21 protein-coding genes are annotated in these 21974 nt (G+C 72.6%); 15 read left to right on the forward strand and 6 right to left on the reverse strand.

Features of this window, described 5'->3' with window-relative positions; all coding sequences use genetic code 11:
• Positions 1–16 precede the first annotated feature (16 nt).
• Positions 17–964, reverse strand: coding sequence for a sugar phosphate isomerase/epimerase family protein (locus FLP10_RS14020; protein WP_210418409.1), 948 nt, complete (start codon positions 962–964; stop codon positions 17–19).
• A 153-nt stretch (positions 965–1117) separates the two neighbouring features.
• Between FLP10_RS14020 and FLP10_RS14025 the strand changes: the two genes are divergently transcribed.
• The 7 genes from FLP10_RS14025 to FLP10_RS14055 are packed head-to-tail and all read left to right on the forward strand — an operon-like array spanning position 1118 to position 7674.
• Entirely contained in the window at positions 1118–2188 is a 1071-nt protein-coding gene (locus FLP10_RS14025) for a zinc-dependent alcohol dehydrogenase (RefSeq protein WP_168209204.1), read from the forward strand.
• Positions 2185–3411, forward strand: a complete 1227-nt coding sequence (locus FLP10_RS14030) for a Gfo/Idh/MocA family protein (protein WP_210418410.1) — start codon at positions 2185–2187, stop codon at positions 3409–3411. Before FLP10_RS14025 ends, FLP10_RS14030 begins: the two co-directional genes overlap by 4 nt.
• A complete protein-coding gene (locus FLP10_RS14035) occupies positions 3411–4430 on the forward strand; it encodes a Gfo/Idh/MocA family oxidoreductase (protein WP_149161435.1) in 1020 nt (339 codons plus the stop codon). The genes FLP10_RS14030 and FLP10_RS14035 overlap by 1 nt, the downstream gene beginning before the upstream one ends.
• Positions 4427–5197, forward strand: coding sequence for an SDR family NAD(P)-dependent oxidoreductase (locus FLP10_RS14040; protein ID WP_246150031.1), 771 nt, complete (start codon positions 4427–4429; stop codon positions 5195–5197). The genes FLP10_RS14035 and FLP10_RS14040 overlap by 4 nt, the downstream gene beginning before the upstream one ends.
• A gap of 24 nt (positions 5198–5221) precedes the next feature.
• A complete protein-coding gene (locus tag FLP10_RS14045; protein ID WP_149161436.1) occupies positions 5222–6034 on the forward strand; it encodes an HpcH/HpaI aldolase family protein in 813 nt (270 codons plus the stop codon).
• On the forward strand, positions 6031–6966 hold the full coding sequence (locus FLP10_RS14050; RefSeq protein WP_149161437.1) for an SMP-30/gluconolactonase/LRE family protein: 936 nt from the start codon (positions 6031–6033) through the stop codon (positions 6964–6966). Before FLP10_RS14045 ends, FLP10_RS14050 begins: the two co-directional genes overlap by 4 nt.
• A gap of 33 nt (positions 6967–6999) precedes the next feature.
• On the forward strand, positions 7000–7674 hold the full coding sequence (locus FLP10_RS14055; RefSeq protein WP_149161438.1) for an aspartate/glutamate racemase family protein: 675 nt from the start codon (positions 7000–7002) through the stop codon (positions 7672–7674).
• 139 nt (positions 7675–7813) lie between these two features.
• On the opposite strand, the gene FLP10_RS14060 is transcribed toward FLP10_RS14055, so the two are convergent.
• The 3 genes from FLP10_RS14060 to FLP10_RS14070 all read right to left on the reverse strand — a co-directional run bounded on the left by FLP10_RS14060 (position 7814) and on the right by FLP10_RS14070 (position 11035).
• A complete protein-coding gene (locus tag FLP10_RS14060) occupies positions 7814–8914 on the reverse strand; it encodes a Gfo/Idh/MocA family protein (RefSeq protein WP_246150032.1) in 1101 nt (366 codons plus the stop codon).
• A complete protein-coding gene (locus FLP10_RS14065; protein ID WP_149161440.1) occupies positions 8911–9678 on the reverse strand; it encodes a sugar phosphate isomerase/epimerase family protein in 768 nt (255 codons plus the stop codon). The genes FLP10_RS14060 and FLP10_RS14065 overlap by 4 nt, the downstream gene beginning before the upstream one ends.
• Positions 9679–9817: 139 nt before the next feature.
• Complete coding sequence (locus FLP10_RS14070) at positions 9818–11035, reverse strand: mandelate racemase/muconate lactonizing enzyme family protein (protein ID WP_149161441.1); 1218 nt, start codon at positions 11033–11035, stop codon at positions 9818–9820.
• An 80-nt stretch (positions 11036–11115) separates the two neighbouring features.
• On the opposite strand from FLP10_RS14070, the gene FLP10_RS14075 reads away from it, so the two are divergent.
• Entirely contained in the window at positions 11116–12444 is a 1329-nt protein-coding gene (locus FLP10_RS14075) for an MFS transporter (RefSeq protein ID WP_149161442.1), read from the forward strand.
• Between the two features lie 32 nt (positions 12445–12476).
• On the opposite strand, the gene uxaC is transcribed toward FLP10_RS14075, so the two are convergent.
• Both uxaC and FLP10_RS14085 read right to left on the reverse strand, forming a co-directional pair.
• Entirely contained in the window at positions 12477–13886 is a 1410-nt protein-coding gene (gene uxaC / locus FLP10_RS14080; RefSeq protein ID WP_149161443.1) for a glucuronate isomerase, read from the reverse strand.
• Positions 13883–14929 carry a LacI family DNA-binding transcriptional regulator gene (locus FLP10_RS14085; protein WP_149161444.1) on the reverse strand — a complete coding sequence of 349 codons (1047 nt, stop codon included), beginning with the start codon at positions 14927–14929 and terminating at the stop codon, positions 13883–13885. The genes uxaC and FLP10_RS14085 overlap by 4 nt, the downstream gene beginning before the upstream one ends.
• A 124-nt stretch (positions 14930–15053) precedes the next feature.
• On the opposite strand from FLP10_RS14085, the gene FLP10_RS14090 reads away from it, so the two are divergent.
• The 7 genes from FLP10_RS14090 to FLP10_RS14120 all read left to right on the forward strand — a co-directional run bounded on the left by FLP10_RS14090 (position 15054) and on the right by FLP10_RS14120 (position 21917).
• Complete coding sequence (locus FLP10_RS14090; RefSeq protein WP_246150033.1) at positions 15054–15902, forward strand: sugar phosphate isomerase/epimerase family protein; 849 nt, start codon at positions 15054–15056, stop codon at positions 15900–15902.
• 11 nt (positions 15903–15913) lie between these two features.
• Positions 15914–17098, forward strand: coding sequence for a Gfo/Idh/MocA family protein (locus tag FLP10_RS14095; RefSeq protein WP_149161446.1), 1185 nt, complete (start codon positions 15914–15916; stop codon positions 17096–17098).
• The gene (locus FLP10_RS14100; protein WP_149161447.1) at positions 17095–17961 is read left to right on the forward strand and encodes a sugar phosphate isomerase/epimerase family protein; all 867 of its coding nucleotides are present in this window, start codon (positions 17095–17097) and stop codon (positions 17959–17961) included. Before FLP10_RS14095 ends, FLP10_RS14100 begins: the two co-directional genes overlap by 4 nt.
• Positions 17951–19189 carry a mannitol dehydrogenase family protein gene (locus FLP10_RS14105; protein ID WP_149161448.1) on the forward strand — a complete coding sequence of 413 codons (1239 nt, stop codon included), beginning with the start codon at positions 17951–17953 and terminating at the stop codon, positions 19187–19189. Before FLP10_RS14100 ends, FLP10_RS14105 begins: the two co-directional genes overlap by 11 nt.
• 143 nt (positions 19190–19332) lie before the next feature.
• A complete protein-coding gene (locus FLP10_RS14110) occupies positions 19333–19848 on the forward strand; it encodes a gluconokinase (RefSeq protein ID WP_149161449.1) in 516 nt (171 codons plus the stop codon).
• 7 nt (positions 19849–19855) lie between these two features.
• Complete coding sequence (manD, locus tag FLP10_RS14115; protein ID WP_149161450.1) at positions 19856–21085, forward strand: D-mannonate dehydratase ManD; 1230 nt, start codon at positions 19856–19858, stop codon at positions 21083–21085.
• Positions 21086–21287: 202 nt separating this feature from the next.
• Positions 21288–21917 carry a 50S ribosomal protein L25/general stress protein Ctc gene (locus tag FLP10_RS14120; protein ID WP_149161451.1) on the forward strand — a complete coding sequence of 210 codons (630 nt, stop codon included), beginning with the start codon at positions 21288–21290 and terminating at the stop codon, positions 21915–21917.
• Positions 21918–21974: the final 57 nt, after the last annotated feature.

Here is a 21974-nt window from a genome sequence, read left to right on the forward strand (position 1 = left end):
ATGTCCCAGGCCCGGGTCATCCGGCCGCTGCCGCCCGAGCTGCCTCGAGCGAGGCGACCCGCACGTCGTGCGAGCCGCCGAACCAGCGGTCGCGCGCCTCGATGAGGAATTCGGCCGAGGCCGCGAGCTCGTCGAAGCCGTTGACGCCGTCCTCGATCGAGATCCAGCCGTCGTAGCCGGCGCCCGTGAGCGTGGTGAAGATGCGGTCGTAGTCGTTGAGGCCCTGCCCGATGACCCCGTGTGCGAGCGCGGGGGAGTAGCCGATGGTGCCGTCGGCCAGGCGCAGATCGTCGAGCGTCGTACCGGCCTCGAGGAATCGGTCGGACGCCTGCATCGTGACGACCCGGTCGACCACGCTCGCGAGGAAGTCGGCGGAGTCGACGCCGGCCGTGATCGCGTTCGACGGGTCGAACTGCACGCCGAAGTGCACCCGGTCGTCGATGGCGTCGACGATGCGGCGGAACACCTCAGGCCGCTGCGCGAACTCGGGGTACTGCCAGGTGCTGGCCTTGTAGTGGTTCTCGATGGCGAGCAGGATGCCGAGCTCGGCGGCGAGCGGCAGGAGCGACGTGATCGCCTCGACCGCCCACGCGACGCCGTCGTCGACCGCGACGCCGGGGTGGGCCTGCCCGCTCAGCACACGGCAGGTGGCACCCGGGCCGCCGAGCTCGGCGGTGATGCGCATGAGCTCGGCTTGCCGGTCGTGCTCGCGAGCGCGCTCGTCCGCGTCGGGATGGGTGAAGTCGGGCGAGGCGCACATCATCGGCATCTCGAAGCCCGCGGCGCGGATCGCATCGTCGAGGCGCGCGATCTCGCCGGGCTCGGTCGACCAGAGGAAGCCCGAGTGCAGTTCGAGGCCGTCGACGCCGAGCGCCCGTGCCTCGTCGATCCACTCGTAGACGGACTTCGTGCGCCGCAGCACCATAGCCTCGAGGTACCCCTTCGGAAATGCTGCGATGCGCACGGTTCCTCCTCGTCGGTGAGCGGCTGACCTCACGCTACAAGAATGAGCGCAAAGTGACAAACTTTGATTAGAATGTAACTTCCTTGGTGCGGGCGCCGCAGGTGCGGCAGTGCATCGTGCAGCACGACTTTCTTCAGAGTGGAAGGACCCCAGGTGAGGGCACTGGTCAAGTACGCGAACGAGGACGGCGCGCTCGAGGTGCGCGACGTCGCCGCTCCCGAGGCGGGGCCGGGCGAGGTGCTCGTGCGCGTGCACACCGTCGGGGTGTGCGGATCCGACATCCACATGTGGCACGACTCCCAGTCGAAGAGCTCGGTCGGCATCCTGCCGGTCACGCTCGGTCACGAGTCGGCCGGCGTCATCGCCGCGGTCGGCCCCGATGTCGAGGGCTGGGTCGTCGGCGACCGCGTCGTGTGCGAGACCGCCGCGAGCATCTGCGGCGTGTGCGCGCTTTGCCGCGCCGGCCGATACAACCTCTGCCCGTTCCGCGAGGGCTACGGGCTCAAGCGCGACGGGGCGATGGCCGAATACGTCGTCGCCGAGCCCCGGGTGCTGCACCGCATCCCCGACGGCGTGAGCTTCGCCGCCGCCGCGATGACCGAGCCCTACGCCGTGGCGTACAACGCGCTCATCGAGCGGGTCGGCGTCAAGCCCGGCGCGCTCGTCGTGATCCAGGGCGCCGGCGCGATCGGCATCAACGCGCTGCAGCTGGCGGTGCTCGCAGGAGCGGGCACGACCGTGGTGCTCGGCACCTCGGTCGACGCGCACCGCCTCGCTCGGGCGAGCGAGCTCGGCGCCGACCACGTCGTCGACATCACGAGCGAGGACCCGGCCGAGCTCATCGGCCGCCTGCACGACGGCCTGGGGGCCGACGTCGTCGTCGACGCGACCGGGGTGAGCGCCGCGCTGCAGCAGAGCATGCAACTCGTGCGCCCCGGCGGCGAGATCGCCAAGGTCGGCTGGGGCCCGCAGCCGCTCGGCTTCACGCTCGACCCGCTCGTCAAGAAGGCCGCGACGCTCTACGGCTGCTACTCGCACACCTGGTCGACGTGGGAGGCCGTGCTGCGTCTCTTCGCCGCGGGGCGCCTGCACCCCGAATCGATCATCGGCGGCGCCTACCCCGTCGAGGAGTGGGAGACGGCGTTCGGCGCCATGCAGCGCGGCGAGCACATCAAGTCGGTGCTGCGCATGCCGTTCGGCCTCGAGAGCGAGGCCGACCGATGAGCGGCGACCGCCTGCGTGTGGGCGTGCTCGGCGTCGGCGCGGTCGCGCAGGCCGTGCACCTGCCGCTGCTCGCGCGGCGGCCCGATCTCTTCGAGATCGCGGCGATCTGCGACCTCTCGGCCGAACTCGTCAACGCGATGGGCGACCGGTTCGGCATCGCCTCGGCGCGCCGGTTCACCGCCTACGAGGACATGCTCGCTGCCGGGGGCCTCGACGCGGTCATGATCCTCTCGCGCGGCTCGCACGCCGAGCCCGTGCTGCAGGCCTGGCGGGCCGGGCTGCCGGTGTTCTGCGAGAAGCCGCTCGCCTACACCGTCGCCGAGGTCGACGAGCTGCTCGCGGCCGAGCCGGCGGGGCGGCCCGCGATCCTGCTGGGCTACATGAAGCAGTACGACCCGGCGGTCATCGCGGCATCCGAGCTGGTGGCGCAGCTCGACGACGTGCGCAGCGTCGAGGTGACCGTGCTGCATCCGCCGAGCGCACCCCAGCTCGCGATCGCCCGCATCGTCACCCCCTCATCGCCGCCGCCGGCCGAGGTCGTGGCCGCGCAGGAGGCCGAGGACGACCGCCTGCGTCGCATCGCGGTGGGCGAGGCCGACCTCGACGTGTGGCGCACCTACCGCGTGCCCCTGGTCGGCAGCCTCGCGCACGACCTCTCGGTGATGCGCAGCCTCGGCACGATCCCCGCGGCCGTCGAGTACGCCGACGTGTGGCGGCAGTCATCGGCTTCGCAGGTGCGCGACATCTCGCGCGACCGGCGCTCGATGGGCGAGGTGCCGCCGCAGGTCGCGGCGTCGGGGATCCTTGAGAACGGCGGGCGGTTCCGGCTGGCGTGGCACTACCTGCCCGACTTCCCGGCGTACCGCGAGACGGTGCGCGTCATCCACGGCGCGGGCGTGCTCGAGCTGGTCTTCCCCTCGCCCTACCTGCTGCACGCGCCCACCGAGCTGACGGTCTCGACCCTCGACGACGGCGCCGAGCGCCGGGTGATCCGCCGCAGCGTCACCGAGGCGTTCGAGACGCAGCTCGAGGCGTTCGCGGCGATGGTGCGCGACGGCGCCGAGCCGCGCAGCGGCCTCGCGGGCGGGCGGGCCGACATCGTCGACTGCCAGCGCATCATCGCGGCCTGGACCGGGCCGCGGGGCATTCCCGTCGGCGGGGAGATCGGCGCGCGCATCGCGCTCGATCGTTCGCCGGCCGATGCCGTCGAGGCGGTGCACTGATGGCTCGCCGGGTGGGACTCATCGGGTTCGGGCTCGCCGGCCGCGTCTTCCACGGCCCGCTGATCGCGGCCGAGCCGGCGCTCGAGCTCGCGGCGATCGTCACGAGCGATCCCGAGCGGGCGGCGGACGCCTCACGCAGGCATCCGGGCGCCGAGATCGTTCCGGATGCCTCGGAGCTGCTGTCGCGCGACGACCTCGACCTCGTGGTCGTCGCGGCCCCCACGCCCAGGCACCTCGAGCTCGCCACGCGCTTCATCGAGGCCGGTTTCGCGACCGTCGTCGACAAGCCGCTCGCGGTGCGCGCCGACGACGCCGAGCAGCTGGTGTCCACGGCCGAGTCGCGCGGCGTGCCGCTGACCGTGTTCCAGAACCGGCGCTGGGACGGCGACTTCCTCACCGTGCGCCGGCTCGTCGAGACGGGCGAGCTCGGCGACGTGTGGCGCTTCGAATCGCGCTTCGAGTGGATCAGTTCGCGGCCGCGGCCCGAATGGAAGTCGGGCACCCCGGGCGCCGAGGGCGGCGGGGTCGCCTACGACCTCGGCTCGCACCTGATCGACCAGGCGATCCGGCTGTTCGGTCCCGTCGCCGACGTCTACGGCGAGCTCGACGTGCGCCGCGACGGCGGCGTGAACGACGACGACGCCTTCATCGCGCTCACCCACGCCTCCGGTGTGCGCAGCCACCTCGCGATGGCGAGCCTCGTCGCGCAGCGCGGGTTCCGGTTCCGGGTGCTCGGCAGCGACTCGGCCTACACGAAGTGGGGGCTCGACCCGCAGGAGGCGCAGCTCGCCGGCGGCATGAGCCCGCTCGACGACGGCTACGGCGTGACGCCGCCCGACGCCGACGGCCGCCTGGGACGCGACGGTGAGACCTCGCCCGTGCCGACCGAGCGCGGCGGGTACCGCGAGTTCTACCGCGGCGTCGCCGCCGCGCTCGAGACCGGCGGGGCGATGCCCGTCGACCCGCGCGATGCCATCGAGCCGATCCGCATCATCGAGGCGCTGCAGGCGCGCGCATGAGCGACGGGGGAGCGATGGTGCTGCGCAACGCCGGCCGGGTCGTGCTCGTCACGGGGGCGGGCGCGGGCATCGGCCGGGCGATCGCGACGGCATTCCTCGAGACCGGGGCTATCGTCGGCGCGCTCGACCGCGACGTCGCCGACGTGCCCGCCGGCGCCGAGCCGATCGAGGCGGATGTCACGGACGACGCCGGCATCGAGGCATCCGTTGCCGCCTTCGGCGCGCGCCACGGCCGCATCGACGTGCTCGTGAGCAACGCGGGCGTGAGCTACCCGGCGACCGTGACCGACGGCGAGCTCGCCGACTGGACACGGGTGTACGACGTCAACGTGCTGGGAATGGTGCGCGTCACGCGCGCCGCGCTGCCGTGGTTACGCCGGTCGGAGGCCGCGAGCATCACGCTCATGGGGTCGTGCACCGTGCGCACCGGGCTCAAGCGGCGGGTGCTCTACGCCGGCACGAAGGGCGCCGTCGAGGCGATGTCGCGCGCGATGGCCGCCGACCTCGTCGACGAGGGCATCCGCGTGAACTGCGTGGCACCCGGCACCGTGGACACACCCCTCATCGGCGCGCTCATCGAGGCGGCTCCCGACCCGGGCGCACAGCGTCGCGCCTACGATGAGCGCCAGCCCACCGGTGTCATGGTGCGCCCCGAGGAGGTCGCGCGCGGGGTGCTCTACCTGTCGGACGCGGACGCCACCTCGATCGTGGGCAGCGTGCTCGCGATCGACGGCGGCCTCACGAGCCTGAAGCCGCTGCCGCTGTGAGGGGGCCGCTGTGAGGGGGATGCGGTGAACCCGCCCGTCAACGAGTTCAAGCGACGGCTGCTGGCCGGCGAGCGGCAGGTCGGCATCTTCGCGACCATGGCCGACGCTTCGCTCGTCGAGCTGCTCGCCGCACGCGGGTTCGACTGGATCGTGATCGACACCGAGCACGCGCCGACCGATCCGGCCGGCGTGCTCGACCGGCTGCGGGTGCTCGACGCCGCGCACGCCGAGGCCATCGTGCGGCCGACATGGAACGACCCGGTGCTCGTCAAGCGGCTGCTCGACATCGGCGCGCGCACGCTGCTGTTCCCCTCGATCGGCACGGCGGATGCCGCGGCGCTCGCCGTGGCATCCACGAGGTATCCGCCTGAGGGCATCCGCGGCGTCTCGGGCATCACCCGCGCGGCCGGCTACGGCCGCGACCGCGGCTACCTGCGGGCCGCGGCGGCCGAGCTGTGCGTCATCGTGCAGCTCGAGACCGCCGAGGGGCTGGCGAACCTCGACGCGATCGCCGCGGTGCCGGGCGTCGACGCCGTGTTCATCGGCCCGAGCGACCTCGCGGCCTCGATGGGGCACCCGGGCGACGCGGGCCATCCCGACGTGCAGGCCGCCGTCGACGGCGCGTTCGCCCGGCTCGCCGAGCTCGGCATGCCGGCCGGGTACCTGACCCTGCGGCTCGACGAGGCCCGCGAACGGATGCGGCAGGGCATCGCGTTCGCCGGCGTCGCGAGCGACACGTCGATCGTACAGCTCGGCGTCGATGCGTTGTTCGCGGCGCTCGAGTTCACGCCGCTCGAGTTCACGCCGCACTCCGACCGATCGAGGAGCACCCCATGAGCGACGACTGGCGCCCGGCCCGGCGACTTCCCGACCCCGCCGTGCGCGTGGTCGACGAGCGGTTCCGCCCCTACGTGCTCGGGCTCGCGAAGGTCGAGCGCATCGCCACGGGCTGCCGCTGGGCCGAGGGCCCGGTGTGGTTCGGCGACCAGCGGAGCCTCTTCTGGAGCGATGTGCCGGGCGACCGGATCCTTCGCTGGGACGAGGCCACCGGCGAGACGACCGTGTTCCGCACGCCGTCGGACTACTCGAACGGCAACACCCGCGACACCGCCGGGCGGCTCGTGACCTGCGAGCACGGCACCCGCCGGGTCACGCGGACCGAGTACGACGGCACCCGCACCGTGCTCGCCGACGGCTACGACGGGCACCGGCTGAACTCGCCCAACGACGTCGTCGTGTCGAGCGACGGCGCGGTCTGGTTCAGCGACCCGGCGTTCGGGATCCTGGGCGACTACGAGGGGTTCCGGGCCGAGTCCGAGCTGCCGACGCACCTCTACCGCGTCGCCCCCGACGGGTCGCTCGACGCCGTCGCCGACCTCGCGTACCCCAACGGGCTCGCGTTCTCGCCCGACGAACGCACCCTCTACGTCGTCGAGTCGAGGTCGCAGCCGCGGCGCCGCATCGTCGCGTTCGACGTCGACCTCGAGGCCGGGCGTCTGTCGGGTCAGCGGGTGTTCGTCGATGCCGGCGACGGCATCCCCGACGGTCTGCGCCTCGACGAGGACGGCAACCTGTGGTGCGGCTGGAGCGGCGGCGAGGGGCTCGACGGCGTGCGGGTATTCGCACCCGACGGCACCCTCATCGGCGCGATCGACCTGCCCGAGCGGTGCGCGAACCTCGCGTTCGGCGGCCGCAGCCTCAACCGCCTGTTCATGACCGCGACCAACTCGGTCTACGCCCTGTACGTCAACACCCGCGGCGCGCGCTGAGCGGCGTCGATCCAGCCGACCGAGAGGAACCCCATGACCAAGATCGCGGTGCTGCACACGAGCTTCGTGTTCGTGAAGACCGACCCGTTGTTCGATGAGCTCATGCAGGAGCTCGTGCCCGATGCCGAGGTGGTGCACTTCGTCGACTCCGACGTGCTCGCGACGGTGATCCGCGACGACGGCATCTCCGACGAGAGCACCGAGCGCATGGTGCACCTCGCCGAGGCCGCCGAGGCGGCCGGTGCCGACCTCATCTTCTCGGCCTGCTCGTCGCTCGGGCCCGCGCTCGACGTCGCCGCCCAGCGGGTGAGCGTGCCGGTCGTGAAGGTCGACGACGCGATGGCGCACGAAGCCGCCGCTCGGGCGTCGCGCATCGGCGTGCTCGCGACGGTGCCGACGACGCTCGGCCCGACGTCCGACCTCATCGCGAAGCACGCGGCCGAGCTCGGGCGCGAGGTGACGACGACGCCTCGCCTCGCCGAGGGCGCCTTCGACATCCTCGTGGCCGGCGACCGCGCACGCCACGACGAGCTCGTCGTCACCGCGGCGCGCGCGCTCGCCGACGAGGTGGAACTGCTCGTGCTCGCCCAGGCGTCGATGTCGCGGCTCGCCGAGCGCATCGAGCAGGAGACCGGGATGCCGGTGCTCGTGAGTCCACGGCTCGGCGTCGGCCAGCTCGCCGAGCGGGCGCACGAACTGGGTTCGTGATCGGCGAGGTCGCCGTGACCGGTGCGGCCGTCATGACCGGCACGGTGCGCGAGCTCCGTGCCGCGCGCGGCCGGGTGCTCGTGGTGCTCGACGACGACCCGACCGGCAGCACGCCGGCGACGACGACGCGCTCTCCGCGTTACAGCGTCGCGGCGTACGGGTCCCAGTCCTCGGGGATCGCGGGAGTCGGGGGAACCTCGCTCGCGACATCCACCCACGCGCGACGCTCGAGGGACTCCGACACCGAGGCCATGACGTCGAGCACGTGATAGGCGAGCAGGCCCGATGCGCGGTGCGGCACGCCCGCCGCGATCGAGCGGGCGATGTCGAGCGGCCCGAGGCCGCGGCCGCCCACGGCGCCGGTCGCCGGCACGTCGGTCCAGTCGTCGTCGCCCTTGCGCTTGATGCGCAGCGTGCCGTCGAACTCGTTGGGGTCGGGAATGACCAGTGTCGCCTCGGTGCCCACGATCTCGACGTGGCCGACGCGGCGGTGCGGCGAGTCCCAGCTCAGCGTGGTCACCGACTCGGCGCCTCCGGCGAAGTCCGCGAGGACGCTCACGTGCGTCGGAACCTGCACGTCGTGCACCTGCCCCGCCTTCGGGCCCACGAGCAGCGTGCGCTGCGGGCGCGCGGTGCGGGCCGACGCGACGACCGAGGCGAACGACCCGAACACCTGGCTGAGCGCGGTCAGGTAGTAGGGCCCCATGTCCCAGAGCGGCCCCGCACCGCGGGAGAGCAGCACCTCCAGGTTGCGGTGGTCGTCGACCGGGCCCGGCACCTCGAACAGGGTGAGTCCGGTGAGCGGGGTGCCGATGTCGCCGCGTTCGATGATGCGACGGGCGGTCTGCAGGCCGGCGCCGAGGAATGTGTCGGGGGCGCCGCCGATGCGCAGCCCCGCGGCGTCCGCCTGCTCGAGCAGCGCTCGGCCCGCCTCGCGGGAGGTCGCGAACGGCTTCTCGCTGAACACGTGCTTGCCCGCCGCGAGCGCGGCCGACGACACTTCGGCGTGCGCCTGCGGGATGGTCAGGTTGACGACGAGGTCGACATCGGGGTGGTTCAGCACCGAGTCGGGCGCGCCCGACTCGGGCACGCCGTAGGCGGCGGCCTGTTCGGCGGCCTTGTCCTCGAAGAGGTCGCCGACGATGACGACGTCGAGGTCGGGGAACGCCGTCATGTTGCGCAGGTACTGGTTGCTGATCGTGCCCGCGCCGATCACGCCGACGCCGACGCGCCCGCTCACGCGCGCACCTCGATCGCCTCGACGAGCGAGGTGAGGTGCACCCGGCTCTGCTCGCATGCGGCGAACACGTCGCCGTCGTAGGCGTCGAACTCGACGACGACGCCCTCGAGCGAGGTGGCGGCGGCGATGAGCTCGCGCAGCGGCATCGCGCCGGTGCCGGCCGGTCGCTGGTGCGCGTTCTCGCGGTCGATCGGACCGTCTTTCAGGTGCAGGTAGCGGATGCGGTCGGCGTGGCGGGCCACGAACGCGACCGCGTCCTCGCCGCCGACGGCGACCCAGTACGCGTCGATCTCGAGGATCACGGCGGGGTCGAGCCGGTCGATCAGCAGCTCCATGGCCTGCACGCCGTCGAAGCGCGTCTCGAGCTCCCACCAGTGGTTGTGGTAGCCGACGCGAAGGTCATGGGCGGATGCCTCGGACGCCGACGCGTTGAGCTCGGCCGCGATGGCGTCGACGTCGTCGGCGCTCGTCCAGTGCGCTTCGGGAATGAAGGTCTCGACGACCGTGTGCGCGCCGAGCCGCTTCGCGAGCGCCCAGACGGGCTCGCGGTCGGCGACCCGGAAGAGGGGCGAGGTCATGGTCGGCGTCGCGAGCGCGTTGCGATGGATCGCGTCGACGAGCTCGGGATGCGCCGTGAGCGCCTTGAAGCCCGACTCGACCGCGGTGAATCCGAGCGCGGCGACCCGGTCGATCGTGCCGGCCGGGTCGGCCTCGAGCGCGTCGCGCACGCTGTAGAGCTGCAGGGAGACGGTTGGATGGACCACGGGGAACCTTTCGCCATCGAGGGTTTCGTCGGCGGGCCGCTGCGTCGATGCGCGACCTCGCGCCTGATCCGAGCCTATTGGAATGTGCGTTCCATCACAACAATTGTGCGAAACAACGCACTTCTGGCTCGCCGGCAGCTCATCGGTACGACCGCGGCGGGCGGCGGTACTGGAACGACTCGTCGGCGACCGCGTGTGCGTGCGCGTAGTCCTCGTTCAGATCATGACCCATGCCGGGGCGGTCGGAGGGATGCAGCGAGCCGTCTCGCCAGTCGATGGGGTCGACGAGCAGGTCGGCGTAGGTGCCGTCGTAGACGCCGTTGCCCTCCATGACGAGCAGGTTCGGCAGCGTGAGGGCGAGCTGCAGCGATGCGGCCGCGACGAGCGGTCCGCCGAACACGTGCGGGGTCACCTGGATGCCATTCGCCTCGGCGAGCGCGGCGATCTTCTTCGATTCGAGCAGACCCCCGACCTGCGTCACGTCGAGGTTGAAGATGTTCGCCGCGTTCAGGCGCGCGAGCGCCGCGAAGCCGGCTTTGCCGGCGAGGCGTTCGCCGGCCGCGATCGGGATGCCCGTGTGTCGGGCGACCTCGGCCATCTCGACGGGCAGCTCGGGCGGCACCGGCTCCTCGAACCAGAGCGGGTCGAAGCGCTCGAGCCGGCGGGCCACGCGCACGGCGCCCGACGCGGTGAACTGCCCGTGCGTGCCGATGATGACCGAGGCGCGCCCGGCCACGCCGGCGTGCACGGCGGCGACGATGCGCTCGGCTTCGGCCAGCTGCCGCTCGGTCGGCTGCACGGGCACGACCTGGCCGGCGAGGTCGTCGTCGCTCGTGAGGAGCGGGAACGGGTCGAGCTTCAGCGCGGTGAAGCCGGTGTCGACGAGTTCGGCGCAGCGCGCGGCGATGGCGGCATCGTCGGTCCAGAACGCGTCGGAGTCGTGCCCCGCGGGCGGTGAGATGTAGCTGTACATGCGCACCGCATCGCGCATCCGACCGCCGAGCAGCTCGTGCACGGGGCATCCGAGCGCCTTGCCCAGGATGTCCCACATCGCGATCTCGACGCCGCTCGCGATCGCGAACTTCGCGAGGTCGCCGCTGCGCGTGTAATGGCTGTTGTAGACGCGGTGCACGAATCGCTCGGTGCGGCCGGGGTGCTCGCCGATCGCGAACTCCTCGACGAAGTCGGCGATCACCCGCGCGACCGTGAGCGGCGGCGAGTACAACGACGAGGTGAAGATCTCGCCGTACCCCGAGATGCCGGCGTCGGTGTCGAGCCGCACGAACATCCAGACCGGGCCGCCGATCTCGGGCGTGGGATTGGCGAACGGGAACACCTCGAAGCCGGTGATGCGCATCGGTCCTCCTCGACCGTCGAGCGTTGAATCTGTGTTGAAGATCACACTAGTGTGAAATTCGACACATTTGGAGGATCGCGATGACCGCGCCCGGCGACGCGCCACCCGGTGCGACCGAGCCCATCCCCGTGGTCGGCGATCCGATCCGGCTGCGCGACACGTTCGCGGCCCTGCGCGTGTTCAACTACCGGCTCTACTTCATCGCGCAGGTCTTCGCGAACACCGGCGGCTGGATGCAACGGGTCGCGATCGACTGGCTCGTGCTCGAGCTCACGGGCGACGTCGCCCTCGTCGGGCTCACCGTGAGCCTGCAGTTCGCGCCGAGCCTGCTGTTCGGAGCCTGGGCCGGGGTCGTCTCCGACCGGTTCCCGAGGCGCCGCGTGCTCATCGTGACGCAATCGGTCGGCGTGGTCGTGAACGCGGTGCTCGCGACGCTCGTGCTGACCGGCACGGTGCAGACCTGGCAGGTGCTCGTCGCGGCGGGCGTGCTCGGCACCTCGATCGCGATCGACGCGCCGAGTCGAGCCGCCTTCATCACCGAGATGGTCGGGCCGGGCCGGCTGCGCAACGCGATCAGCCTGAACGCCGGCGTGTTCCACCTCGGCGGGCTGGTCGGCCCGGCCGTCAGCGGCGCCATGATCGTCGTGATCGGCTCGGGATGGTCGATCGCGGTCAACGCGTGCACCGCGGCCGTCGCCGTGTCGGCACTGCTCGTGATGCGCCGCGGCGAGCTCCGGCCCGCGCCGCGGGCCGTCAGGGCGCGCGGCCAGATCCGCGAGGCGATCCGGTACGCGGCGTCGAAGCCCACCATCCGCTGGCCGATCGTGCTGCTCGCGTTCGTCTCGGTGTTCGGCATGAACCTGCCGGTGCTGCTCGCCGCGGCCGCCGACGACCGCTACGCGACGGGCGCCGCGGGCTACGGGCTGTACAGCTCGCTCGCCGCGCTCGGCGCCTTCGCGGGGGCGCTCGCCTCGGCCAGGCGCCGAACCGTGCGGCTCCGGGGGCTCGTGGCCGCCGCGGTCGTGTACGGGCTCGTCACCGCGTTCGCGGGCCTCGCGCCCTGGTACGGCGCGTTCCTCGCCGCCCTCGTGGGCCTCGGCGTCGCGCGGCTGCTGTTCGCGACCGGCGCCGAGGCGATGACACAGCTGTCGACCAACCTCGCCATCCGCGGGCGGGTGATGTCGTTCTATCTCATGGTGCTGCTCGGCGGGCAGGCCGTGGGCGGCGTGCTGATCGGCTGGATCTGCGAGCGGTTCGGCCCGCAGACCGGCTTCGTGGTCGCGGGCGCCGTGCCCGCGATCGCGGCGCTGGTGATCGGGTTCGGGCTCGCACGGTCGCGCGATCTGCGGGTCGTGTTCGACCTGCGGCGGTGGCGCAGCCCGTTGCGGATCGAGCCGCGGCGGCGCTGAGCGGCGCGGACCGCCCCTGCGTCGCGTCGGGTTCAGCCGAGCCGGAAGGCCGAGCGGGGGATCTCGTCGACGAGCCGGCGGGCGATGCCGGCCGCCTCGTCCTCGCTGAGCTGGTGCGTCGTGACGAGCTGGGCCAGCCACGCGGCATCCGCGCGCCTCGACATGTCGTGCCTGGCGGGGATCGAGCAGAACGCCCGCGTGTCGTCGATGAACCCGCTCGTCTTGCCGACGCCCGCGCTGTCGGTCACGGCCGAGCGGTAGCGCGCGATTGCGGCGGGGGAGTCGAGGAACCACCACGGAGCGCCCGCGAACACGCTCGGGTAGAACCCGGCGAGCGGGCCGATCTCGCGGCTGAACAGCGACTCGTCGGTCGTGAACAGGACGATGCGGAAGGTCTCGGAGGTGCCGAACCGCTCGAGGATCGGCCGCAGCGGCCGCGTGTATCCGCCGACGTCGGGCAGGTCGTGGCCCGTGTCGGGCCCGTAGGAGGCGAGGGTCGGCCCGTGGTGGTTGCGGATCACGCCGGCGTGCAGCTGCATCACGAGGCCGTCGTCGGCGCTCATCTCGGCGAGCCGGAACAGCAGGTCGCGCCGGTACGCGACCGCGTCGGCGGCGCTCACGGTCCCGGCGAGTCCCTCGCGGTGGATGCGCTCCGCGTCGGCCGCGTCGAGCGGCTCGCAACCGGCGTCGGGCACGCCCGTGTCGGTCGCGGTGCCGCCCGCCGCGGCGAACGCGGCCCGGCGGGCGCGCAGCGCGTCGAGCAGGCCGGCGTACGTGCCGGCGTCGACATCGGCGGATGCCGCGAGCCGATCGAGCCCGTTCGCCCAGCCGGGCGCCGCCGGGTCGAGGTACCGGTCGGGGCGGAACGTCGGCACGACCCGCCCGCGGAACGACGGGTCGGCCGCGAGCGCGCGGTGCGCCGAGAGGTCGTCGGCCGGGTCGTCGGTGGTCGCGAGCACTTCGATGCCGAATCGCTCGAACAGCGCCCTCGGGCGGTAGGCGGGCCGCGCCAGTCGATCGGCGAGCTGGTCGAAAATCGCGTCGGCCGTCGAGGTCGACGGCTGCACGTCGACCTCGAACAGGTCGTGCAGCTGCGTCTCGAGCCAGAACCGCACGGGCGTCGCGAGGAACGCGTCCCAGTGCGCGCAGAACGTGCGCCACACCTCGCGCGGGTCGGCCGGGGCGCCGTCGCGGCGCAGCCCGAGCCGGTCGAGCGCCACGCCGTGGGCGTGCAGCAGCCGGGTGACGTAGTGGTCGGGGGTGACGAGCAGACTCGCCGCGTCGTCGAAGGGTTCGTCGTCGAGCAGCATGCGCGCGTCGACGTGCCCGTGCGGCGAGAGGATCGGCGCCGACGCGACCTCGTCGTACAGGCGGCGGGCGACGGCTCGTGCGGCCGGGTCGGCCGGCAGCAGGCGGTCGGGGTGGGGATGCAGCGAGGTCATCGCTCGCTCCTCGGTCGCGGCACGGGGCCGGGGGCGGGTGCCGGGCCGGTCGACGCCCGCACGGTCAGGTGGGTGGGAAGCGTGGTGCTCCCGGGCGCCCGACGCGGGTCCTCGATGCGAGCGAGCAGCATCGCCACGGCGGCGCGGCCGGCCTGCTCGACCGGTGCCGTCAGCGTGGTCAGCGGCGGGTTGCAGAAGTCGGCCCCGAAGATGTCGTCGCAGCCGACGATCGAGAGGTCGCCCGGCACGTGCACCCCGCGTTCGTGCAGGCGCGTGAGCATGCCGATGGCGAGCAGGTCGTTGAACGCGACGCACGCCGTCACGCCGGAGTTCAGCACGGCATCGGCTGCCGCCGCGCCGGCGGTCTGGCGCGACGAGAACGGCCCCACCAGGATCGGATCGATGCCGTGCCTGGCACCCGCGCGGCGCATCGCCCGCCAGCGGCCCGCGTTCGAGAACGAGGTGCGCGGGCCCGAAACGTACGCGATGCGACGGTGCCCGAGCGACACGAGGTGCTCGAGCGCCTGCTCGACGCCGCTGGGGCTGTCGATGAAGACGCTCGGCACCCCGGCGGTCTGCCGGTTGAGCGCGACGATCGGGATCTCCTCGGCGAGGGACGCGAGTCGTCGATCCGAGAGGCGCGACGCGGCGAGCACGGCGCCGTCGTAGCTGCGCCGGAGGCGCCGCAGCACCTCGTCTTCGAGCTCGCCGCTCTCCTCGGTGTCGACCAGGATCTGCGTGTAGCCCGCAGCGCGCGACTGCTGCTGGGTGCCGCGCAGCACGCCGAAGTAGAAGGGGTTCGCGACGTCGGCGATGAGCACGGCGATGGCGCGCGTGCGGCCCGACGAGAGTGCTCGCGCGTTGCCGTTCGCGACGTAGTCGAGCTCGGCCGCGACCTGCTCGATGCGCTCGCGCGTGACCCGGTTCACGCGACCCGGATGGTTGAGCGCCCGCGAGACGGTGGAGACGGCGACGCCGGCAGCAGCCGCGATGTCGGCGAGCGTGGCCGGCCGGTCCGTTCCGGCGCCCTCCAGCGGGGTCATGCGCAGAGTGAAGCACAGGATGGCAACAAATGGCAAACGATTGCAGTCAGGTTGTCGACGTCATACAGTCGCAGCACCGCGGCGCCCGAACGGCGCCGCCCGACCACCTCGATGGAGAGCACAGTTGAGCGATCGGCCAGCGACGACGTGGCGCCTGACCGGCTTCGGCGACGAGATCGATCCCGATCCCGCCGTGCAGCTGGCCGTGCTGCAGGCGGTGGGCGCCGAGTGCATCGAGGTGCGCAGCGCCTGGGGCGTCAACATCGTCGACCTCGCGCCCGAGCGCCTCGACGAGCTCGCGGGCCTCGTGGCCGGGCGCGGCATGTCGGTCTCGGCGATCGCCTCGCCGGTGGGCAAGGCCGCGGTCGAACTGCCGGTCGAGCACGAGCTCGAGCGGCTCGGCCGGGCGATCGCGGCCGCGCATCGTCTGGATGCCCCGTACATCCGCGTCTTCTCGTTCTACCGGGCCGAGGGGCGCACGCCCGCCGACGTGCGCGACGACGTGCTCCAGCGCATGTCGGCACTCGCCCGGCTCGCCGAGCGCCAGGGCGTCACGCTCGTGCACGAGAACGAGAAGGACATCTACGGCGACGTGCCCGAGCGGGTGCGCGACGTCGTCGAGTCGGTCGGATCCGAGCGGCTGCGGGTCGCATGGGACAACGCGAACTTCGTGCAGGTCGGCGTGCGCCCGTACACCGACGGGTATGCGCTGCTGCGTCCGCACCTCGCCTACCTGCAGGTCAAGGACGCCGTCGCGGCGACCGGCGAGGTCGTTCCCGCCGGCGACGGCGACGGCGAGCTCCTCGAGACGGTCACCGCGCTCCGCGACGACGGGTACGAGGGCTTCGCGTCGCTCGAGCCGCACCTGGTCGTCGCCGGGCACTCGAGCGGCTTTTCCGGCCCGGCCGGGTTCGGCCGCGCCGCACGCGCGTTCCGCGCACTCACGGAGAGGATCGGGGTCGGCCTGACATGACCAGCACAGCGATGACCACGACACTGCGCGCAGCCATCGTCGGCTGCGGAATCATCGGGCTCAACCACGCGAGGGCGATCGCGAGGGTCGACGGCGTCGACGTCGCCGTGCTCGTCGATCCGGTCGCCGAGGCGGCCGAACGACTCGCCGACGCCGTCGTCGACGACCTCGGCGCCCCACGCCCCGAGGTCTTCCCCGATCTCGCCGACGCGCTCGAGCAGGCTCGCCCCGACCTCGTGGTGATCTGCACGCCGAGCGGCATGCACGTCGAGCAGGCCGCCGCGGCGGTCGAGGCCGGTGCGCACGTCGTCATCGAGAAGCCGCTCGATGTCGACCTCGCGCGGGCCAGGCGCATCGAGCGACTCGCCGCCGATGCCGCGCGCGACGGCCGCCTGGTCTCGGTCATCAGCCAGCACCGATTCGACCCGGCCTCGGTCGCGGTCGCCCGGGCCCTGCACGCCGGCGGACTCGGACGCGTCACGAGCGCGATCGCCTCGGTCGCCTGGTGGCGCAGCCAGGCGTACTACGACTCCGGACAATGGCGCGGCACCTGGGAGCTCGACGGCGGCGGCGCGCTCATGAACCAGGGCGTGCACACCGTCGACCTGCTGCTCTGGTTCCTCGGCCGCCCGGTCGAGGTCTCGGCGCAGACCGCCAGGCTCGCCCACGAGCGCATCGAGGTCGAGGACGTCGCGGTCGCGACCGTGCGCTTCGAGTCGGGCGCCCTCGCGGTGCTGCACGCGACGACCGCGGCCTACCCGGGCACCGGCGTGCGGCTCCACGTGCTCGGCTCGCTCGGCTCGGCCGTGATCCACGACGACCAGCTCGAGTACCTCCACGCCCGGGAGGACACGGACGTCGCCGACGGCGCCGCCGCGCGCAACCAGGCGGCCGAGTGGGTGCCGGCCGGCGAGGTGGCCGGCGCGGCCAAGCCCGCCGACGCCTTCGTGATCGGCCATGCCCGTCAGTACGCCGACCTCGTGTCGAGCATCCGCGACGGCGAGCGGCCGGGCGTCACCGTCGCAGACGCGGTGCTCGCGCTCGCCGTGGTGCGCGCGGTCTACCTCTCGGCCCGGCTCGGCCGGTCGGTGCTCGTCGAGGACGTGCTCGCGGGCGCCTACGACGACGAACCCATCGCGGCAGCGCCCATTCCCGGCGAGCCCGCCGACGATCAGCACAGAGGAGCCGCAGCGTGAGATTCTCGGTCTTCACCGCATCCACCCCCGACTGGACGCCCGAGGAGGCCGTGCGCATCCTCGCCGACCAGGGCTGGGACGGCGTCGAGTGGCGCGTGACCGACCAGGAGCCCGCCGACCCGCCCGGGTTCTGGGCGGGCAACCGCGCGACCGTGCCGATGACCGGGCTCGAGGCATCCGTGCCCGTGATCGCGCAGCTCACCCGCGCCGCCGGCCTGGACTTCAGCGGCGTCGGCGGGTACGCGAAGGCCGCCGACCACGACGGCGTCGAGCGGATGCTCGCCGCGACGGCCGCGCTCGGCGCGCGCCAGGTGCGCGTCACGATGCCGGCGACGGGCAGCGGCGAATACCGCGAGCTGTTCGCGCGCACCCGCGACGACCTCGAGTGGGTCGCCGAGCGGGCCGCATTCCACGGCGTGAAGGCGCTCGTCGAGCTGCACCACCGCACCATCACGGCGTCGGCGTCGGCGGCGTTCCGGCTTGTCGACGGCCTCGACCCGGCGGCCGTGGGCGTCATCCACGACCTCGGCAACCTCGTGATCGAGGGCCAGGAGGACCCGCTCTCGTCGTTCCAGCTGCTCGGCGAGTACCTCGCTCACGTGCACGTGAAGAACGCCGCGTGGCGCCCGACCGGCGACCGGCGCGCCGACGGATCCGTCGTGTGGCGCGAGGAGTGGGCGCCGCTGCGCACCGGCCAGGGCGACGTGCTCGGCTACTTCACGGCGCTCGCCGAGTTCGGATACGACGGATGGGTCGCGATCGAGGACTTCTCGACCGAGCTGCCGCTCGCCGAACGCACGCGCGACAACCTCGCCTACTTGCGCGACGTCGTCGGTCTCGTGCACGACCGCCGTGCCGCCTGAGCGCACGACCCACCCGTCCACGAGGCTCGCGCACCTCGGGCTCGGCGCCTTCCACCGCGCCCACCAGGCCTGGTACACGCACCGGGCGAACGCGGCGGCCGAGGGCGAGGACTGGGGCATCGCGACCTTCACCGGTCGCCGACCCGACACCGCGACCGCGCTCGCCGCGCAGGGCGGCGTGTACACCCTGCTCGAGCGCGATGCCGACGGCGACCGCGCGACGCTCGTCGAATCGATCGTGGCCGCGCACGACGGCGGCGACGCGGTGACGTGGCAGGCGGTGCTGGCCGCCCCCGAGGTCGCGGTGCTCACGGTCACCATCACCGAGGCCGGATACCGCGGCGCGGCGCCGGCCCGCATCGCGGCCGGTCTCGCCGCCCGACGGCGGGCCGGGGCGGGGCCGCTCGCGGTGGTCGCGTGCGACAACCTGCGCGGCAACGGGCGCCTGCTGCGAGCGGCCGTGCTCGAGGCCGCGACCGCCGCCGACCCCGAGGGCGCCGACTGGATCCGCGAGCAGGTCTCGTTCGTCGACACCGTCGTCGACCGCATCACCCCGGCGACCACCGACGCCGACCGCCGTGCCGTCCACGCGCTCACCGGATGGCACGACGCGATGCCGGTCGTCGCCGAGCCGTTCAGCGAGTGGGTGCTGGCGGGTCGGTTCCCCGCCGGCCGACCCGGGTGGGAGCTCGCCGGCGCCCGGTTCGTCGACGACCTCGAGCCGTTCGAGCAGCGCAAGCTCTGGCTCCTGAACGCCGCGCACTCGCTGCTCGCGTACGCGGGCCGGCTGCGCGGGCACGAGACGGTGGATGCCGCGTTCGCCGACCCGGCGCTGCGCGACCGCGTCGAGCGGCTGTGGGAGGAGCAACGCGCGGTCATCGACCTGCCGGCCGCCGACCTCGACTCGGCCGCGTCGGCGCTCAGGCTTCGCTTCGCGAACCCCCGCATCCGGCACTCGCTCGAGCAGATCGGCCGCGACGGCACCTTCAAGCTCGCTCCCCGCGTCCTCGACCCGCTCGAGCGCCGCCGGGCGGCGGGCCTCGCCGACGGCGCGGAGCAGTTGCGAGTGCTCGCCGACTGGGTCGAGTACGTGCGGCGGTTCGGGCCCACGGATGCCCCGGCCTCCACCCTCGAGACGGCCCCGCCCGGCGCCGGCGCCGCCATGGCCGTACTCGCCGCAGCGGCCGGCGCCGACGGTGTCGGTCCGCCTCGGGGAGCGACGCCGTGATCGTCGCGAAGGGCGAGCGGGTCGTGTCGAGCTTTTCCCGGCTGCTCGGCGGGCGCACCCGCCATGTAATCGTTTGCAAGCCGAACGCGCGTGCCCTAGGTTCTCTGGTCAGGGTGTCGTCGCGCCCCGGAGGAGAGGTACCGATGGCCCGGAGGGTTCCGCCGATCGTCGTGATGGGCGTGCAGGGGTCGGGCAAGTCGACGGTCGGCGCACGCCTCGCCGACCGTCTCGGCGTGCCGTTCCTCGACGGCGACGACCTGCACAGCGACGAGAACCGGCGCCGGATGGCCGCGGCCATCCCGCTCACCGACGAACTGCGTCGGCCCTGGCTCGACGAGATCGGGCGACGCCTCGCCGAGGCATCCGACGGCATCGTGATCGCCTGCTCGGCGCTGCGGCGCGACTACCGCGACCGCCTGCGCGTCGCGGCCCCCGAGACCTTCACCGTGCACCCTGCCGGGCCGATCGAGCTCGTCGCCGAACGCATCGGCGCCCGCACCCACGAGTTCATGCCCCCCGAACTGCTGCGGTCGCAGTACGCGACGCTCGAGGAGCTCGCCGATGACGAGCACGGCGTCGTCGTCGACCTGCGGCTCGACCCCGACGCCATCGTCGAGACCGTCGTCTCGGCGCTCGAACGACTCGAACGAGAGGACTGATCCGCGCGTGATCATCGAACAGGCCGACGTCATCGTCACCAGCCCCGACCGCAACTTCGTCACCCTGCGCCTCGTGACCGACGAGGGCATCGTCGGCCTCGGCGACGCCACCCTGAACGGCCGCGAGCTCTCGGTCGTCGCGTACCTGCAGGAGCACGTCGTACCGCTGCTCATCGGCCGCGACGCGCACCGCATCGAGGACACCTGGCAGTTCCTCTACCGCAGCGCCTACTGGCGACGGGGGCCGGTGACGATGGCCGCGATCGCGGCCGTCGACGTCGCGCTGTGGGACATCAAGGCCAAGGCCGCCGGGATGCCGCTCTATCAATTGCTCGGCGGTGCGAGCCGCACGGGGCTGCTCGCCTACGGCCACGCCAGCGGGCGCGACCTCCCCGAGCTGTTCGACTCGATCCGCCACCACCAGAGCCTCGGCTTCCGGGCGATCCGCGTGCAGACCGCGATCCCGGGCCTGCGCGCCGTCTACGGCGTCGCCGCGCAGACCCAGGTCAGCGGCAAGCGCTACGACTACGAGCCCGCGCAGCGGGCGGCACTGCCCGTCGAGGAGGACTGGGACACGCGCGCCTACCTGCGCCACGTGCCCACCGTGTTCGAGGCGGTGCGCAACGAGTTCGGCCCCGAGCTGCCGCTGCTGCACGACGGCCACCACCGCATGACCCCGATCCAGGCGGCGAAGCTCGGCAAGGCGCTCGAGCCCTACGACCTGTTCTGGCTCGAGGACGCCACGCCCGCCGAGAACCAGGAGGCGCTGCGGCTCGTGCGGCAGCACACCACGACCCCGCTCGCGATCGGCGAGGTGTTCAACACGGTGTGGGACTACCAGCAGATCATCCGCGAGCAGCTCATCGACTACGTGCGCTCGGCGGTCACGCACACGGGCGGCATCACCCACCTGAAGAAGATCCTCGACTTCGCGGCGCAGTACCAGGTGAAGTCGGGCATGCACGGCCCGACCGATATCTCGCCCGTGGGCATGGCCGCGGCGATGCATCTGGGCCTCGCCATTCACAACTTCGGCATCCAGGAATACATGCGCCACGGCGAGGCGACGAACACGGTGTTCCGTCAGTCGTTCACCTTCGAGGACGGACTGCTGCACCCCGGCGACGAGCCCGGAATCGGCGTGGAACTCGATCTCGAGGCCGCTGCCGCGTACCCCTACCAGACGGCGTACCTGCCCTACAACCGGCTGCTGGACGGCACCGTCCACGACTGGTGAACCCCGGGGTGCGGCCTGCGCAGGGCGGCTGGTAAGCTGGTTGATTGAACTTCGGCGAGGGATGCCTCGCGGCCGGCGCGGTCCGGCCGGGGCGTCCGTGATCGACGCGGTGGAAGCGAGCTTCACGGCTGTTCCTCACGCGCATGCGTTCGAGTAGAAGACAGAACCCATCTGGGCCGGTGAGCCCGCAAGGAGATCCATCATGGACGAAGACAACAAGATCGACGCCGAGGTCCGCGAGACCTTCGGCAAGGGCGCGGCCCGCAAGCTTCGCGCCGTCGGCAAGATCCCCGCGGTCATCTACGGCCACGGCACCGACCCGCAGCACGTGACGCTGCCGGCGCACGAGACCGGCCTGCTCATCCGCAAGGCGAACGCCGTGCTCGACCTGCAGATCGCCGGCAAGAGCCAGCTGACGCTCGTCAAGGACGTGCAGAAGGACCCGGTGCACCAGATCATCGAGCACCTCGACCTCATCATCGTCAAGCGCGGCGAGAAGGTCCAGGTCGAGGTCCCGGTGCACGTCGAGGGCGAGACCGCTCCGGGCACCATCGCCGACCTCGACTCGCACACGCTGCTGCTCGAGGTCGAGGCCACCCACATCCCCGAGAACGTCGTGGTGTCGGTCGAGGGCCTCGAGGACGGCGCGCAGCTGCACGCGAAGGATGTCGCGCTGCCCAAGGGCGCGACCCTCATCAGCGACGAGGACGCCCTCGTGGTGAACGTGCACACGCCGCAGAAGGTCGACCTGGGCGAGGAGGCGGCCGCCGAGGCCGCCGAGGCCGAGGCCGCAACCGCCGCCGAGGAGACCGCCGAGGAGTCGGCCGAGTAACTCCGCCGCTTCGCCGAAAGCCCCTCGCCGCGCATCGCGCGCGGCGAGGGGCTTTCG

Source organism: Agromyces intestinalis, from assembly GCF_008365295.1.
Taxonomy (GTDB): Bacteria; Actinomycetota; Actinomycetes; order Actinomycetales; family Microbacteriaceae; genus Agromyces; species Agromyces intestinalis.